Annotated in this window: 12 protein-coding genes and 1 riboswitch; of the genes, 7 read left to right on the top strand and 5 right to left on the bottom strand. The window is 70.9% G+C overall.

From position 1 onward, the window contains the following. Nucleotides 1-29: 29 nt before the first annotated feature. The 4 genes from gcvP to FFS15_RS17415 form a co-directional block, all read right to left on the bottom strand. Entirely contained in the window at nt 30-2,909 is a 2,880-nt protein-coding gene (gcvP, locus tag FFS15_RS17430) for an aminomethyl-transferring glycine dehydrogenase (protein WP_137846322.1), read from the bottom strand. Further along, nucleotides 2,906-3,289 (bottom strand): glycine cleavage system protein GcvH, encoded by a 384-nt coding sequence (gene gcvH, locus FFS15_RS17425; RefSeq protein WP_137846321.1) that lies wholly within the window; start codon nt 3,287-3,289, stop codon nt 2,906-2,908. The genes gcvP and gcvH overlap by 4 nt, the downstream gene beginning before the upstream one ends. Beyond that, a complete protein-coding gene (gcvT, locus tag FFS15_RS17420; protein ID WP_137846320.1) occupies nt 3,286-4,410 on the bottom strand; it encodes a glycine cleavage system aminomethyltransferase GcvT in 1,125 nt (374 codons plus the stop codon). The genes gcvH and gcvT overlap by 4 nt, the downstream gene beginning before the upstream one ends. Nucleotides 4,411-4,578: 168 nt before the next feature. After that, nucleotides 4,579-4,676, bottom strand: a riboswitch (glycine riboswitch). A 44-nt stretch (nt 4,677-4,720) separates the two neighbouring features. Continuing rightward, nucleotides 4,721-5,893, bottom strand: a complete 1,173-nt coding sequence (locus FFS15_RS17415) for a MarP family serine protease (protein ID WP_137846319.1) — start codon at nt 5,891-5,893, stop codon at nt 4,721-4,723. A gap of 150 nt (nt 5,894-6,043) precedes the next feature. On the opposite strand from FFS15_RS17415, the gene FFS15_RS17410 reads away from it, so the two are divergent. The 6 genes from FFS15_RS17410 to FFS15_RS17385 are packed head-to-tail and all read left to right on the top strand — an operon-like array spanning nt 6,044 to nt 12,722. Further along, nucleotides 6,044-6,763, top strand: coding sequence for an NUDIX domain-containing protein (locus FFS15_RS17410; RefSeq protein WP_171013262.1), 720 nt, complete (start codon nt 6,044-6,046; stop codon nt 6,761-6,763). A 12-nt stretch (nt 6,764-6,775) separates the two neighbouring features. Continuing rightward, nucleotides 6,776-8,125, top strand: coding sequence for a quinolinate synthase NadA (gene nadA, locus FFS15_RS17405; protein ID WP_137846318.1), 1,350 nt, complete (start codon nt 6,776-6,778; stop codon nt 8,123-8,125). Continuing rightward, the gene (gene nadB, locus FFS15_RS17400; RefSeq protein WP_137846317.1) at nt 8,122-9,723 is read left to right on the top strand and encodes an L-aspartate oxidase; all 1,602 of its coding nucleotides are present in this window, start codon (nt 8,122-8,124) and stop codon (nt 9,721-9,723) included. The genes nadA and nadB overlap by 4 nt, the downstream gene beginning before the upstream one ends. Then, the gene (nadC, locus tag FFS15_RS17395) at nt 9,717-10,586 is read left to right on the top strand and encodes a carboxylating nicotinate-nucleotide diphosphorylase (protein ID WP_137846316.1); all 870 of its coding nucleotides are present in this window, start codon (nt 9,717-9,719) and stop codon (nt 10,584-10,586) included. Before nadB ends, nadC begins: the two co-directional genes overlap by 7 nt. A 16-nt stretch (nt 10,587-10,602) precedes the next feature. Beyond that, entirely contained in the window at nt 10,603-11,748 is a 1,146-nt protein-coding gene (locus FFS15_RS17390) for a cysteine desulfurase family protein (protein WP_137846340.1), read from the top strand. Further along, complete coding sequence (locus tag FFS15_RS17385) at nt 11,745-12,722, top strand: glycosyltransferase family 2 protein (protein WP_137846315.1); 978 nt, start codon at nt 11,745-11,747, stop codon at nt 12,720-12,722. The genes FFS15_RS17390 and FFS15_RS17385 overlap by 4 nt, the downstream gene beginning before the upstream one ends. Before the next feature lie 21 nt (nt 12,723-12,743). Here the strand turns inward: FFS15_RS17385 and FFS15_RS17380 are convergent, their stop codons facing one another. After that, nucleotides 12,744-14,750: an ABC transporter ATP-binding protein gene (locus FFS15_RS17380; RefSeq protein WP_137846339.1), complete on the bottom strand. Its 2,007-nt coding sequence runs from the start codon at nt 14,748-14,750 to the stop codon at nt 12,744-12,746. Nucleotides 14,751-14,907: 157 nt separating this feature from the next. Here FFS15_RS17380 and FFS15_RS17375 point away from each other — a divergent pair, with 157 nt between their 5' ends. Beyond that, nucleotides 14,908-16,446, top strand: coding sequence for a DHA2 family efflux MFS transporter permease subunit (locus FFS15_RS17375; RefSeq protein WP_137846314.1), 1,539 nt, complete (start codon nt 14,908-14,910; stop codon nt 16,444-16,446). Nucleotides 16,447-16,535 lie beyond the last annotated feature (89 nt).

Below are 16,535 nucleotides of genomic sequence, written 5' to 3'. Positions count from 1 at the left end.
CGATCCGCCTTGTCGGCGGGACGCGCCCGCTACGCGAACGCCTCGATCGGGGGGCAGGCGCAGACGAGGTTGCGGTCGCCGTAGGCCTGGTCGATGCGGCGCACGGGCGGCCAGTACTTCGTCCGCACCAGGGTGTGCACGGGGTACACCGCGGCAGAGCGCGAGTACGGGTGCGTCCACTCGCCCTCGATCACCGACTCGGCGGTGTGCGGGGCGTTCACGAGCGGGTTGTCGTCCGCCGGCCACTCCCCCGCCGCGACGGCATCGGCCTCAGCCTTGATCGCGATCATCGCGTCGATGAATCGCTCGATCTCCGGGAGGTCCTCGGACTCGGTCGGCTCGACCATGAGGGTGCCCGCGACCGGGAACGACATCGTCGGCGAGTGGAAGCCGTAGTCGATGAGGCGCTTGGCCACGTCGTCCACGGTCACACCGGTCGCTTCGCGCAATGGCCGGAGGTCGAGGATGCACTCGTGCGCGACGAGCCCGCCCTCGCCGGCGTACAGCACCGGGTAGTGGTCGCGCAGCCGCAGTGCGATGTAGTTGGCTGCGAGCACCGCCGCCGCCGTCGCATCCTTCAGCCCCTGCAGGCCCATCATGCGCACGTACGCCCACGAGATCGGCAGGATGCCCGCAGACCCGTTCGGCGCGGCCGACACGGCCCCGCCGCCGAACTCCGCTCCCCCGGCGTGGTCGGCGCGCTGCGCGAGCGGGTGTCCCGGCAGGAACGGCGCGAGATGCGCCTTCGCCGCGACCGGACCGACGCCCGGCCCGCCGCCGCCGTGCGGGATCGCGAAGGTCTTGTGGAGGTTCAGGTGCGACACGTCTCCACCGAGGTCGCCGAAGCGGGCGTAGCCCAGCAGCGCGTTGAGGTTCGCGCCGTCGACGTAGACCTGGCCGCCCGCGTCGTGCACCGACTGGGTGATCTCGAGCACGTCGTGCTCGTACACGCCGTGGGTCGACGGGTACGTGATCATCAGCGCCGCGAGCGCGTCGGCGTGCGTCGCGATCTTCGCGCGCAGATCGTCGAGGTCGACGTTGCCGGCGTCATCGCACGCGACGACCACGACCTTCATGCCGGCGAGCACGGCGGAGGCCGCATTCGTGCCGTGCGCCGAAGAGGGGATGAGGCACACGGTGCGGTCGAGATCGCCCCGTGAGCGATGCCAGCCGCGGATCGCCAGCAGGCCCGCGAGCTCGCCCTGCGAGCCGGCGTTGGGCTGCAGCGACACCGCGTCGTACCCGGTGACCTCGGCGAGCCACACCTCGAGCTGCTCGATGAGGGCGAGGTAGCCGCGCACGTCCGCCTCGGGCGCGAACGGGTGAACGCGCGAGAACTCCGGCCACGACACCGCCGCCATCTCGGTAGCCGCGTTGAGCTTCATCGTGCACGACCCGAGCGGGATCATGCCGCGGTCGAGCGCATAGTCGCGGTCGGCGAGCTGCTTGAGGTAGCGCATCATCGCCGTCTCGGAGCGGTGCGTGTTGAAGACCGGATGCGTGAGGAATCCCTCGACGCGGAGCAGGTCCGTCGGCACGGCGCGCAGGGCCTCAGTCGAATCCCACGGCAGGTCGCGCACGTCGTGCTCGTCGGCTGCGGGGAGCCCGAAGGCCCAGGCCACGACCGCGAGGTCGTCGGCGGTCGTCGTCTCGTCGACCGAGACGCCCACGGTCGCGTCATCGGCGAGGTGAAGCTGGTAGCCCTTCGAGCGCGCACGGTCGATCACGCGCTGCGCGGGGCCGGGGGTGATGACGCGGATGCTGTCGAAGAACGAGTCCGCCACGAGCGACAGTCCATACGAGCGCAGCCGTTCGGCGAGCGCCTCGGTCTTCTTCGCGACCTCGGTCGCGATCGCGGCGAGCCCCTGCGGGCCGTGGTACACCGCATACATCGAGGCCATGACGGCCAGCAGCACCTGCGCGGTGCAGATGTTCGAGGTCGCCTTCTCGCGACGGATGTGCTGCTCGCGGGTCTGCAGCGCGAGCCGATAGGCCGGGTTGCCGGCGGCATCCTGCGACACGCCCACGAGGCGGCCCGGAAGCTGTCGCTCGAGGCCCGTGCGCACCGCCATGTAGCCGGCGTGGGGTCCGCCGAAGCCGAGGGGCACACCGAAGCGCTGCGTCGTCCCCACCGCGACATCCGCACCGAGCGAACCCGGCGAGCGCAGCAGCGTGAGGGCGAGAAGGTCGGCGGCGACCACGACGAGGCCGCCCGCGACGTGCGCGGCGTCGGCGACGCCGGACGGGTCCCACACGCGTCCCGACGCGCCCGGATACTGCACGAACACGCCGAAGAGCGCCTCGGGCAGCATCTCGCCGCGGGCGAGGTCGAGCTCGACCAGCTCGATGCCGACGGCGTCGGCGCGGGATTCGAGCAGCGCCTTGGTCTGCGGCAGCGCGTCGGCGTCGACGACGAAGACGTTCGAGGTCGACTTCGAGGCGCGGCGGGCGACGAGCATGCCCTCGACGACGGCCGTCGATTCGTCGAGCATCGACGCGTTCGCCGTCGCGAGCCCGGTGAGGTCGGTCACCATCGTCTGGAAGTTGATGAGCGCCTCCAGGCGCCCCTGCGAGATCTCGGGCTGGTACGGCGTGTACGCGGTGTACCACGACGGGTTCTCGAGCACGTTCCGCGCGATCACCGACGGGGTGAAGGTGTCGTAGTACCCCAGGCCGATCATGGGCCGGGCGACACGGTTCTGCGACGCGAGGGCGCGGAGTTCGGCGAGGGCCTCGGCCTCGGTGGCCGCGGGCGGGATGTCGCTCGTGGTACGCGCCTTCACATGAATGGATGCCGGCACCGCCGTCGCGAGGAGCGCGTCGACGTCTGCGTAGCCGAGCGCGTCGAGCATGACGCGCTGCGCAGCGGCATCCGTTCCGATGTGGCGGTCCGCGAAGGCGCCGGTCACGCCTCGCCGCCCGTGAGCGCGACGTACGCGTCGCGGTCGAGCAGGCCGTCCACCGCTGCCGCATCGACCGTGATCTTGATGAGCCAGCCGTCGCCGAACGGGTCGGAGTTCACCAGCGACGGGTCGTCGACGACGGCCTCGTTCGCGGCGACGACGTCGCCCGTCAGCGGTGCGTAGAGCTCGCCGACCGACTTCGTCGACTCGATCTCGCCGACGACCTGTCCGGCGGTGACGCCGGTGCCTGTGCCGGGAAGCTCGACGAAGACGACGTCGCCGAGCTTGTCGGCGGCGTAGTCGGTGATGCCGACGGTGGCGACATCGCCGTCGAGGGCGATCCACTCGTGCTCGGCGGTGTACTTGAGGCTGTTGAGGTCGGTCACTTGTTCCTCCGGTAGAAGGGCAGGGCGGTCACGGTGGCGGCGATGCGGGTTCCCCGCACGTCGATGGAGAGCTCGGTGCCGGGCTCGCTCGCGTTCGGCGAGACGAAGGCCATGGCGATGGGATGGCCGAGGGTGGGGCTGAGCGCCCCGCTCGTGATCTCGCCGACGACGTCGTCGCCATGGAGAACGGGGTAGCCGGCGCGACCGGCGCGCCGGCCCTCCGACACGAGACCGACGAGCACGGGTGCGTCGGTCGCGATGATCGATTCGAGCGCCGAGCGGCCGACGAAGTCCGAGGTCTTCGTCGACAGCGGCACCACGCGGCCGAGACCGGCCTGCGCCGGGATCACGTGGCGCGACAGTTCGTGGCCGTACAGCGGCATGCCCGCCTCGAGCCGCAGCGTGTCGCGGGAGGCGAGACCGGCCGGCACCAGCCCGAGGGGCTCGCCGGCGGCGAGGAGGGCGTCCCACAGGGCGACCGCGCGGTCGGCGTCGACACTGATCTCGAAGCCGTCCTCGCCGGTGTACCCGGTGCGGCTGACGAGCACCGCGCTGTCGCCGAACCGCATGCCCATCGCGGCGTAGTACGGGAGCGTGTCGAGGGTGTGTCCCATCGCGAGGTCGTCGTCGTGGCCGAGGCCCGCGGTCTGCTGCAGGATCTCGCGCGCCCGCGGCCCCTGCACGGCGATGAGCGCGTCGCCCAGCTCGACGAGTTCGGCATCGAACCCGACCAGGCGCTCCAGCAGCGCCGAACGGACCGCATCGCGGTTGCCGGCGTTGGCGACGATGAGGAACTGGTCCTCGGCGTTGCGCGTCACGATGAGGTCGTCGACGATGCCGCCCTCGGGGGCGAGGATCATCGTGTACTTCGCCCGAGACAGCTTCAGCGCTGTCGGGTCGAACGCGAGCGCGTAACCGAGGAAGGCCTCGCGCTCGGGACCGGCGACCCCGAATTGGGCCATATGCGAGATGTCGAAGAGGCCGGCCGCCGTGCGGACGGCATGGTGCTCGGCGAGATCGGACGAGTACCGCACCGGCATCATCCACCCGCCGAAATCGGTGAACGAGGCGCCGAGGGCGCCGTGGCGCTCGTAGAGGGGTGTCGTGCGGGGTTCGTTCATGAGTTCTCCCGTTCGCGGTCGGGTAGACGCCGGACGGCGTCTGGGAACTCCCCCTCTGTCATGGGCCTGAGAGTTTCGCCGCGGCATCCATTCCCGGTGAATGGGATGCTGCGACTTTCACCTTCGGCGGATTCGCTCGAATCGCTCGAATCGCTTTCCAGAGTCGGCCTCACCCGAACGGTACGCGGTACCTGAGAGATTGGCGGGGAGGCTTGCTCCTTCGGTGCTCGACGATCACGCTGTCGAGGCTCTCCCGCCCGGGTCGTTGGCCGGTATTGACTTGCGGAGCAAGCTTAGCGGCCGGATGCCGTCAGCCGATGCAGCGGCCCGATGAGACCTGATCCGAAAGCGAGGCCGCCTGAGCGGCGACGGGGTCGAGCTCTGCCATCGTCATCGCGTACCCGCGCTCTGCGTCGTTCTCGGCGCGGGCGAACACCACCCCGGCGACCGCGCCGTCATCGGTGAGCAGCGGCCCGCCGGAGTTGCCCGGACGCACCGCCGCCTGCAGCGCGTAGATCTCGCGCGGCGCGAGGCCGTCGTCGTAGATGTTCGGCACCGGCACGGTGCCCACCGACAGCACGCCCGCCGAGATCATGGTGAACGGCCCGCCGAGCGGGAAGCCCTGCACCGCGGCCGCCGTCCCCGCCGGCACCGTCGGCACGAGCGGCAGCGGGACCGCATCCAAGCCGTCGACCGCGACGACGGCGAGGTCGTCGACCGGGTCGAAGTAGACGATGCGACCCTCGCGTGCGGCGCGGCCGGGCAGTTCGACGACGGGCTGATCGACGCCGGCGACCACGTGCGCGTTCGTGACGATGCGGTCGGGAGCCACGACGAAGCCGCTGCCGGTCGAGCTCGTGCCGCACGAGTACGCGGTGCCCGAGACACGGGCGACGGATGCCGCCGCCTGCGTCAGCTCGGGATCGTCGAGGTCGACGGGCGGGACGCTCGGCACCTCGCCGATCTCGAGCAGGTCGCCGAGCGCGGGGATGCCCTCGTCGAGCACGAGGGTGCGGAGTTCGGCAAGGCCGCGGGAAACGGGCGCGGGCGTGAGGCGTTCGATCGTGCGCAGCACCGTCGAGGACGAAACCGCCGACGAGACGATCGGCATGCCGGTCGCAGCCAGACTCGCGCCGGCGAGCGACAGCGCCAGCGCGGCGGCGACGACGCCGACACCGGCGCCGAGCAGCCGGTCGAAGACCCGGAGCGGCGTGCGGTCGACGCCGCGGCGCAGGGCCGAGCCGACGGCACCGCCGATGGAGGCGCCGCCGATCAGCAGCCCCAGCGTCGCCAGCACCACCACGAGCGGGCGCCACTGCTGCCACGGCCACGCGTCGTTGACGAGCGGCACCAGCCAGTACGCGGCAGCACCCCCGGCCACGAGACCCGCGATCACCCCGATGCTGCCGACGAATCCGCGCGTCGCGCCGGCGACCAGCGCGCCGATCAGCACGAGCACGAGCACGATGTCGACGATCAGCACGGTTCTCCTCGGGACGCGGTGCAGACAGGGACCACCCACGCTACGTGCGAATCCTATGAGCAGGCACCGACGCCGCTCGGACACCCGCGCGCCACCGGTTTGCCCTTCAGGTCAGAGTGACACTAAGATGGACTCGGAGTAATAGTCATGATGACAAGAACCAGCATCCTCGAGCCCGACCCCACGGCGGCGGCCCCCGCCGACGCGACCCGCGTTGCGGTGTCGACCGTGATCTTCACGCTCCGCCGCGCCGCCGATTCCGAGCACGCCAGCGTCTTCCTGCCGCTCGTTCGTCGTACACGCGACCCGCACGAGGGACTGTGGGCACTCCCGGGCGGCTGGCTCGACGCCGCTGAGAGCCTCGACGCCGCGGCATCCCGAACCCTCGGCGAGACCACCGGGCTCGCACCGAGCTATCTCGAGCAGCTGTACGCGTTCGGCGCGGTCGACCGCTCTCCCACGCGCGCCGTCTCGATCGTGTACTGGGCACTCGTGCGCTCCGACGAGATCCCCGGAGACGACATCGAGAACGTCCGCTGGTTCGATGCCGCAACCCTCCCCCGTCTCGCCTTCGACCACAACGAGATCGTCGACTACGCGTTGTGGCGTCTACGCAACAAGGTGGGCTACAGCCGCATCGCGCACGGGCTCCTGGCCGACGCGTTCACCCTGGCCGAGTTGCGCGAGGTTTACGAGTCGATCCTCGGTCGCCGCCTCGACCCCGCGAACTTCCGCCGCCAGGTCGAGAACTCGGGGAACCTCATCCCCACCGACCGCTTCCGCACGGGCAGTCACCGCCCGGCGCGGCTCTATCGCTACAACCAAGAGGTCGAGCTGGCCGATCGCGGCCCGCTCGTCCCCCGCCACTGAATCGAGCACGCCATGTCTGCGATCGGCATCACCCTCCAGCCCCGTCCCACCGACGCCTCCGTCGACCACGCCATCCAGGCGATCGTCGCGGGCGCGTCGAGCGCAGAGACCTGCAACACCGACCTCGCATCGGGTCCGTGGGACTTCGACTCCCGTCCGGGCTACGGCCCCGGCTCGTCGATGGGCGACGTGATCCCCACCGGCTCCCCGCGCCAGGGCGAACTGCCGCAGGAGTACCGCGATGCGTCCGAAGCAGAGCTCGCAGCGCGGATCGTCGCCGCGAAGGCGACCCTCGGCGACCGCGTCGTCGTGCTCGGCCACTTCTACCAGCGCGAAGAGGTCATCCTCCACGCCGACTACGTCGGCGACTCGTTCCAGCTCGCGAACGCGGCTCTCGAGCACCCGGATGCCGAAGCCATCGTCTTCTGCGGTGTGCACTTCATGGCCGAGACCGCCGACCTGCTCTCACAACCCGAGCAGTCCGTGATCCTCCCCAACCTCGCCGCCGGCTGCTCGATGGCCGACATGGCCGACATCGACCAGGTCGAGGAGTGCTGGGAGCAGCTCGCCGACGTCTACGGAGACATGGACGCGACGGATGCCGACGGCCTCGTGCCCGTGGTCCCGGTGACGTACATGAACTCCTCGGCCGCGATCAAGGGGTTCGTCGGCCGCCATGGCGGCATCGTGTGCACGTCGTCCAACGCGCGCACCGTTCTCGAGTGGGCGTTCGAGCGGGGACGCCGCGTGCTCTTCTTCCCCGACCAGCACCTGGGGCGCAACACCGCCAAGGCGATGGGCGTGCCGCTCGAGCAGATGCCGATGTGGAATCCGCGCAAGCCGCTGGGCGGGTCCGATGCCCAGACCCTCGACGACGCCCGCGTGATCCTGTGGCACGGCTTCTGCTCGGTGCACCGTCGCTTCAGCGTCGAGCAGATCGAGCGGGCGCGCGTCGAGCACTCGGGCGTCCGCGTCATCGTGCACCCGGAGTGCCCCATGGAGGTCGTCGACGCGGCCGACGAGTCTGGCTCGACCGACTACATCCGCCGCGCCATCGAGGGTGCGACCGAGCCCACGACCTTCGCGATCGGCACCGAGGTCAACCTCGTGCAGCGCCTGGCCGCCGACAACCCCCAGCACGAGATCTTCTGCCTCGACCCGGTGGTGTGCCCGTGCTCGACGATGTACCGCATCCACCCCGGCTATCTCGCGTGGGTGCTCGAAGGCCTCGTCGCCGGAGAGGTGCGCAACCGCATCACGGTTCCGGCCGACGTCGCCGACCCGGCGCGCCTCGCCCTCGAGCGGATGCTGGCAGCCAAGCCTCCGGCAGCGCCCGCGGCTGATTGGGAGAACGCGTCATGACAGCGCCCACGGTCGCTCAGCGAGCGCATGCCGTCGTCGTGGGCAGCGGCATCGCCGGCCTCACCGTGGCACTTCACGCGGTCGAGCACGGCTGCCGCGTGACGCTGGTGACCAAGGACGTGCTCGAGCACGCCAACACCCGCTACGCGCAGGGCGGCATCGCCGGCGTCATGTTCGACGACGACCGCACCGCCGACCACGAGCGCGACACCCTGACAGCAGGCGCCGGACTCGCCGACCCCGAAGCGGTGCGCGTGCTCGTCGAGGAAGGCCCGGCGCGTATCCGCGAGCTCATCGATCTCGGCGTCGGATTCGACCGCGGCGCAGACGGCGACTTCGTCAAAGGGCTCGAAGCCGCCCACTCGTACCCGCGCATCCTCCACGCCGGGGGCGACGCGACCGGAACCGCGATCGAGAAGGCGCTCGTGGCGCGGCTGCGTGCGAGCCGCGTGCGGGTCGTCGAGCACGCGTTCCTCATCGATCTGGTGCTGACGGACGGGCGCGTGACGGGTGTCGACCTGCTCGTGGAAGACGAGCACCGCGAGCGCGTCGAGGCCGACGCGATCGTGCTCGCCACCGGCGGCGCGGGTGAGCTGTACGCTCACTCGACGAACCCCGCTGTCGCCACCGGCGACGGCATCGCCGCCGCGATCCGCGCGGGCGCAGCGGTCGCCGACCTCGAGTTCTTCCAGTTCCACCCGACGGTCCTGGCGGTCGGCGACTCGTTCCTCGTCTCCGAGGCCGTTCGCGGCGAGGGCGCGACCCTCGTGGATGAGCACGGGCGCCGCTTCGCGTTCGACGCACATCCCGACGGCGAGCTCGCCCCGCGCGACGTCGTCTCACGGGCGATCGCCCAGCAGATGGAGGCGCAGGACGGACGCCCGGTCTTCCTCGACGCGACCGTTCTCCGCCCCACCTACGACGAGCGCCGCGCGTTCCTCGCGCGCCGCTTCCCCACGATCGATCGCGCCGTACGCGACCGCGGGCTCGACTGGGCGGCGGCGCCGATCCCGGTGACGCCGGCGGCGCACTACCTGATGGGCGGGGTGGTCACCGATCTGTTCGGCCGCACGACGCTCCCCGGTCTCTACGCCGTCGGCGAGGTCGCCCGCACCGGCGTGCACGGCGCGAACCGCCTCGCGTCGAACTCGCTCCTGGAAGGCGCCGTCTTCGGCGCTCGCGCCGGCGACGTGATCGCATCGGATGCCGCAACCGGCATATGGCCGGCGACCGAAGGGTTCGCCGCCCCCGTGGCGCGACCTGCCCCGGCGACCGACGCCGCGGCGGCGGCGGCGTTCTCGCGAGCCGCGCTCCAGGAACTGCTGTGGGAGGACGCCGGACTCGTGCGTGACGAAACCGGTCTCGGCCGCGCCGCCGGCGTCCTCGCGACCTGGCGCGCGCAGCCACGGGAGCCCCGCACCGAGCACGACTTCGAGGACGAGAACCTGCTGCTGCTCGCTGTGCGCTTGGTCGATGCTGCCCGCGAACGCCGGGAATCGGTCGGCGCGCATCACCGCCGCGACGCCGGGCAGTCCGAGAACGCCGGCCGCGGCATCCCTTCATCCACCGCTCTCCGGCAGGAGGCCCTCGCATGCTGACCCGCACCACGATCGACCGCGTCGTCGGCGCCGCCCTCGAAGAGGATGCGCCGTGGGGCGACATCACGAGCGAGATGCTGATCATTCCGACGGCGACCGCTCGCGCCGATCTCGTCGCGCGCGAAGCGGGTGTCTTCAGCGGAGGCGAGGTGTTCGCGGCGGCCTTCCGGCTCACCGATCCCCGCATCGAGGTGGAACTGGTGGCCGAGGACGGCGAGTGGTTCGACGCGGGTGCCGTACTCGCCGTCGTGAGCGGGCCGGCTCGCGGCGTGCTGACCGCCGAGCGCATCGGCCTGAACTTCGTGCAGCGGATGTCGGGCATCGCGACCCTCACCGGCCGCTACGTCGCCGAGGTCGCCCACACCGGCGCCCGCATCGCCGACACCCGCAAGACCACGCCATTGCTGCGGGCATTCGAGCGGCACGCCGTCGTGAACGGCGGCGGACACAACCACCGGTATTCGCTGTCGGACGCCGTCATGGCCAAGGACAACCATCTGGCCGTGCTCGCCCAGAAGGGCGTCTCGGTGACCGCGGCGCTGCAGGGAGCGATCGCCCGGCTTCCGCACACCACCCACGTCGAGGTCGAGGTCGATCGGCTCGAGCAGATCGACGCGGTGCTGGCGGCGGGCGTCGGCACGATCATGCTCGACAACTTCTCGCTCGAGGATCTGCGCGCAGGCGTGGCTCAGATCGGCGGACGCGCGACCGTCGAGGCATCCGGCGGCGTGTCCCTCGAGACGGTCCGTGCGATCGCCGAGACGGGGGTCGACGTCGTCTCGGTCGGCGCGCTCACGCACTCCGCCCGCGCCCTGGACCTCGGCCTGGACGTGCGCCTCGACGCCACCCACGTCCCCCTCTGACGGACCCGTCATGGGCATGCTCTACCTCGACAACGCCGCCACCACCCCGGTGCGCCCGGAGGTGCTCGAGGCGATGGCGCCGTACCTCACGCGGTGGTACGGCAATCCGTCGAGCCACCACACCGTGGGCGAGGCGGCCGCCGACGCACTCGCCGACGCGCGGGCGCGCGTCGCCCGCGTGCTCGGCCTCCGCGCCGGTGACGTCGTCTTCACCTCGGGCGGCACCGAGGCCAACAACCTCGCCGTGAAGGGCATCGCGATCGGCGCGTGGCAGCTCTCGGGCCGCCGCCACGTGGTCACGAGCCCCATCGAACACGAGTCGATCCTCGAATCGGTCGCCTACCTCGAGCGCATCCACGGCTTCGCGGTCACGCGCGTGGGCGTCGACGGCGTCGGGCGCATCGATGCGGATGCCGTCGCCGACGCCGTCTGCGACGACACTGCGCTGGTCAGCATCGGGTACGCCAACAACGAAGTGGGCACGGTTCAGGATGCCACCGCGATCGCCCGCGCGGTGCGGGAGCGCGGGGTGCCGATCCACATCGACGCGGTGCAGGCGGCCGGATGGCTGTCGCTGTCGGCGGCCGAACTCGGAGTCGACGCGATCACGATAGCCGGGCACAAGGTCGGCGCGCCCAAGGGCACCGGTGTCCTGGGTGTGCGGGGCCGCATTCCCCTCGAGCCCCTGCTCCACGGCGGGGGTCAGGAGCGCGGCCGCCGCAGCGGCACCGAGGACGTCGCCGGGGCGGTCGCGATCGCGACGGCGCTCGAACTCGCAGACGGCGAACGCGCGGCGGCATCCGCGCGCGTGTCGGCCGTTCGGGACGCGTTCATCGCGCGTGTGCTCACCCTCGTGCCGTCAGCCCGGCTCACCGGCGACCCCGTGCAGCGTCTCCCCGGCACCGCGAGCTTCACGTTCGCCGGCACGAGCGGCGAGGCTGTGCTGCTCGAACTGGAGCGCCGCGGTGTCGTCTCGTCGAGCGGCTCGGCGTGCGCCGCCGGCAGCGACGAGCCGTCCCACGTGCTGCTGGCGATGGGGATCGCCCCCGAGGTTGCGCAGACGGCCGTGCGCTTCACGCTGCCGCACGGGTGGACCGCCGGCCTGGATGCTGTCGCCGACGCGGTCGCCGCTTCCGTGGCAGCCGTAGGCTCGAACGCGTGACTTCGCCCGCATCCCCCGCCGTCACCGTCATCGTCCCCGGCTACGACGTCGCCGACTACGCCGAAGAGGCGCTCGCGTCGCTGCGCGCGCAGACCTTCGCGTCCTGGGTCGCCGTGCTCGTCGACGACGCCTCGACCGATGCCACCGGCGCGATCTTCGACGCCGCTGCGGCCCTCGACCCGCGGTTCCGCGTCGTCCATCACCCCGAGCGGCGTGGGCTGAGCGCCGCCCGCAACACGGGGCTCGACCTCGTCGAGACGCCGTTCCTCGGCTTCCTCGACGCGGATGACCGGTTCACACCGCACGCCCTCGAGAAGCTCGTCGGCACGCTGGTCGCCAGCGGCAGCGATCTCGCCGTCGGTGCGTACGTGCGGCTCCGGCCCGACGCGCTCGGCGGCTACACGCCGGGAACCGTGCAGCCCTGGGTCGCTGCGTCGACCGAGCCCGCGCGCACCGCGACGACGCTCGCGGACCACCCGGAGGCCTCGGGAAACATCGTCGCCTGGTCGAAGGTGAGCCGCACCGCGCTGTGGCACCACGCAGCGCTGCGCTTCCCGGTCGGCAGGGCCTACGAGGATCAGATCATCGCGCAGCAGCTCTACACGCGTGCGTGCTCGTTCGACGTCATCCCCGACGTCGTCGTCGAATGGCGGGAGCGCGCCGACGGGTCGTCGATCACACAGCAGAAGCGCGAGCTCGCGGTGATGCGCGACTACATCGAGGCGCTGTCGGGCGGCATCGCGGTGCTGGATGCCGCCGGGCGGTTCGCGGCGGCATCCGCTCGTGTCCGCCTCATCCTCGCGATGGACCTGCCCCCGCTCATCGAGCTGGGGCGCGACCACCCCGATCCGCAGTACCGGCGGGACCTCGGGCTGTTCGCTCGCACGATGTGGGACCGCGCCGACGTCCTCACCCGCGAGGGGCTGACCGACGTCGCGGTGGCCGCGGCGCGCGACGCCGCCCGCTGGCACTAGCGACTCCGTCGGGCGCGCCGCTCAGGCGTCGGGCAGCTCCGCCACCGGCGCCCACGCCTGCAGGTCGAGCGGCGCTGCGGGAATGCCGGGCGGGCGATCGGCGCGGCGATCCGGGTGATCGGCGGGCGGGTCCGCTTCTTCGGCTTCGAGGATGCGGGATGCCGCCAGCTGCTCGGCCGCGAGCTCGGAGTACAGTCCGCCGGCGGCGAGCAGTTCGGCGTGGGTGCCCGATTCGACGATCCTGCCGGCCTCGACGACGTGGATGACGTCGGCGGCGATGACGGTCGACAGGCGATGGGCGATCGAGAGGGTGGTGCGGCCGCGGGCCGCGGCATCCAGCGCCTCCTGCACCACGCGCTCCGAGACGGTGTCCAGCGCCGAGGTCGCCTCATCGAGGAGCAGCACGGGCGGATCCTTCAGCAGCACCCGCGCGATCGCGATACGCTGCTTCTCGCCGCCCGAGAGGCGGTACCCGCGCTCGCCGACGACGGTGTCGTAGCCGAGTGCGAAGCCGGCGATGAGGTGGTGGATGTTCGCCGCGCGGCAGGCCGCTTCGAGCTCGGCATCCGTCGCATCGGGCTTGGCATAGCGCAGGTTCTCGGCGATCGTCGCATGGAAGAGGTAGGTCTCCTGCGACACGATCCCGATGTGGTCGATGATCGACTCCTGGTGGAGCCGGCGCACATCCGCGCCGGCGAACAGCACGGCACCGTCGCTCGCCTCGTACATGCGGGGCGTGAGGTACAGCACGGTGGTCTTCCCCGCGCCCGACGGTCCGACGAAAGCGACATGCTGCCCGGGGTCGGCGGTGAAGGAGATGCCGCCGAGCGTGGGCCGGGCATCGGCCGCGGCGTCCGGATAGCGGAAGACGACGTCGCGGAATTCGATCCGTCCGATCGGCCCCGGTGCCGCTTCGACGTCGATGGCGTCGGGCGCATCGCTGATGGCGGGCACGAGGTCGAGGTACTCGAAGATGCGCGCGAAGAGCGCGGCAGAGGTCTGCACGTCGAGCGCGACCCGCATGAGGCCCATCAGCGGCATCAGCAGTCGCGCCTGCACGGTCGTGAAGGCCACGATCGTGCCCGCGGTGATCGTGTCGGTGCCGCCGGTGATGAGATAGCCCGACACGAGGTAGATGACCGCAGGGACGCTTGCCATCAGCACCTGCACGACGGCGAAGAAGCCCTGGCCGCTCATGGCGCGGCGCACCTGCAGGCGCACCTGGTTGACGTTCTCGTCTCGATAGCGGGCCGACTCGGTGCGCTGGCGGTTGAACGACTTCGACAGCAGGATGCCGGACACGCTCAAGGTCTCCTGCGTGATCGCCGTCAGCTCCGACAGCGACTCCTGCGTCTCACCGGCGATCCGCGCCCGCACCTGGCCGACGCGACGCTGCACGATGATCAGGAACGGCATGAGCACGACGGCGATGAGCGTCAGTCGCCAGTCGATGATGAGCATCGCGACGAGCGAAGCGATCACGGTGACGGCATTGCCGAGGATGCTGGTCACCGTGTTCGTGAGGACGCCCGACACCCCGCCGACATCGTTCTGCAGGCGTGACTGGATGACCCCGGTCTTGGTGCGGGTGTAGAAGCCGAGCTCCATGGACTGCAGGTGATCGAAGAGCTTCACGCGCAGGTCGCCGGTCACCTTGTTGCCGACGGTGGAGGTGAACCACGTCTGAGCGACGCCGAGCACCGCCGAGAGCAGGAACAGCACGATCATGATCAGCACGAGCCGCCACAGCAGCGCGAGGTCGGGTGCCGAGCCGTCGATCGGGAAGAGCGCCTGGTCGAAGATCTGCTGCACCAGCAGCGGCGGGATCACCGCGATCGCAGCGCCGACGACGACCAGCAGGCACGTGACCACGATGCGGCCCGTGTACGGCCGGAACAGCGCGATGACACGGTGGCCGAGGTCGGGGATCTTTGGCGCCTGCGCGTTGAGCTTGCGCTGCGCCTCGGTGTCGACCGGGCGGAATCCGGGATGGCCGCCGCCTCCGCCGCCTCCTCCGCCCCCGCGCATGCTCACCTCGCCAGCCTAATGAGCGCGACGACACCGAAGGCCGCGCATACTTTTCCCTGGGAATCGGGAATGCCCTGTCGTACTCGGCCGTTATGGTCAAGGCTTGCCATCCTCGGGTGGCTGCTTCGCTGTTCACCCGAGCCCGAGGAGACGACCTATGGCCGCCATCGACACCACCCCCGGAACGGGAAGCATGGCCGTGCCCGCCACGGCCGCGCCGGTCGGCGGAGGCGCCACGACCCTGCGCCCCGAAGAGAGCCGCGTCATCTGGCTGCTTCTCGGAGCCGCCTTCGTCGCGATCCTCAACGAGACCACGATGGGCGTCGCGATCCCGCACCTCATCACCGATCTCGGCATCACCGCGCTCGCCGCGCAGTGGCTGACCACCGCCTTCATGCTCACGATGGCGGTCGTGATCCCGATCACCGGCTTCCTCCTCCGCCGCTTCACCACTCGGCAGATGTTCATCGCCGCGATGGGCCTCTTCTCGCTCGGCACCCTGATCGCCTTCCTCTCCCCCGGGTTCCCCATGCTGCTCGTCGCCCGCGTCGTGCAGGCATCGGGCACGGCGATCATGATGCCGCTGCTCATGACCACGATCATGACCGTCGTCCCGGCCGCGATCCGCGGTCGCATGATGGGCCGCGTCAGCATCGTGATCTCGCTCGCTCCGGCGATCGGCCCGACGCTCGCCGGCGCACTGCTCGACACGGTGGGCTGGCGCTGGATCTTCGGCATCGTGCTGCCTATCGCGCTCGTCGCCCTCGCGGTCGGCGCGCGCTGGATCCACAACCTCGGCGAGACGACCCGTGCGCCGATCGACATACTCTCGGTCGTCCTCTCCGCACTCGGTTTCGGCGGGCTCGTCTACGGGCTCAGCCAGCTGGGCGGCGGCGGGCACGGCACCGGGTCGGACGCCGCGGCCGCCGATGCGCTGTCGTCGGCGTCGATGGCGATCTCGCTCACCGTCGGCGTGATCGCGCTCGGCCTGTTCGCGTGGCGTCAGATCATCCTGCAGCGCGAGGACGACGCCCTGCTCGACCTCCGCGTCTTCCGCTCGGCGAACTTCTCGCTCTCGATCGGCCAGATGGCGCTCATGTCGATGGCGTTCTTCGGCGCGATCACGGTGCTGCCGCTGTACCTGCAGCGCGTGCACGGCATCTCGCCTCTCGAGACCGGTCTCATCGTGCTTCCGGGCGCCCTCGCCATGGGCTTCGCCGGCCCGCTCATCGGTCGCATCTACGACCGCTGGGGCACGCGCGTGCTGCTGGTGCCGGGCGCGGTCATCACGAGCGCGATGCTGTGGTTCTACACGACCTACACGCCCACCACGCCCATCTGGGTGATCGTCACCGCGCACACCGTGCTGTCGATCGGCCTGGCGCTGTCGTTCACGCCGCTCTTCACGGCGTCGCTGGCTTCGCTCCAGCCGAAGTTCTACTCGTACGGCTCAGCCGTCGTCGGAACCGTGCAGCAGGTCGCCGGAGCAGCCGGCATCGCGATGATGTTCGGCATCATGTCGGCCGTCACCGCGGGCGCAATCGATGCCGGCGCCGACGCGATCGCGGCAGAAGGCGCCGGAACGCAGGCTGCGTTCCTGCTCGCCGCGATCCTTTCGCTGCCACTGCTGGTCGGCGCGTTCCTGATCCGCAAGCCCGCCGACGCCCCACACGGCGCAGCCCCCGTCGGCCACTGACGGCCACTGACGGCCCCTGACGGCCCCTGACGGCCCCTGACGGTTCGGATGCCGGGAGGCTCGCCTTCCGGCATCCGAACCGTCAGGGG

Origin of the sequence: Microbacterium sp. 2FI, from assembly GCF_005502885.1 — a bacterium.
Lineage (GTDB): Bacteria > Actinomycetota > Actinomycetes > Actinomycetales > Microbacteriaceae > Microbacterium.
This window is presented reverse-complemented; position numbering and strand designations above follow the sequence as displayed.

What these genes read in the sequence shown, in the direction of transcription:
- gcvT (WP_137846320.1), bottom strand. Translation starts at nt 4,410, where the DNA reads ATGAACGAACCCCGCACGACACCCCTCTACGAGCGCCACGGCGCCCTC.
- FFS15_RS17410 (WP_171013262.1), top strand. Translation starts at nt 6,044, where the DNA reads ATGACAAGAACCAGCATCCTCGAGCCCGACCCCACGGCGGCGGCCCCC.
- FFS15_RS17380 (WP_137846339.1), bottom strand. Translation starts at nt 14,750, where the DNA reads ATGCGCGGGGGCGGAGGAGGCGGCGGAGGCGGCGGCCATCCCGGATTC.
- nadA (WP_137846318.1), top strand. Translation starts at nt 6,776, where the DNA reads ATGTCTGCGATCGGCATCACCCTCCAGCCCCGTCCCACCGACGCCTCC.
- FFS15_RS17375 (WP_137846314.1), top strand. Translation starts at nt 14,908, where the DNA reads ATGGCCGCCATCGACACCACCCCCGGAACGGGAAGCATGGCCGTGCCC.
- nadC (WP_137846316.1), top strand. Translation starts at nt 9,717, where the DNA reads ATGCTGACCCGCACCACGATCGACCGCGTCGTCGGCGCCGCCCTCGAA.
- FFS15_RS17390 (WP_137846340.1), top strand. Translation starts at nt 10,603, where the DNA reads ATGCTCTACCTCGACAACGCCGCCACCACCCCGGTGCGCCCGGAGGTG.
- nadB (WP_137846317.1), top strand. Translation starts at nt 8,122, where the DNA reads ATGACAGCGCCCACGGTCGCTCAGCGAGCGCATGCCGTCGTCGTGGGC.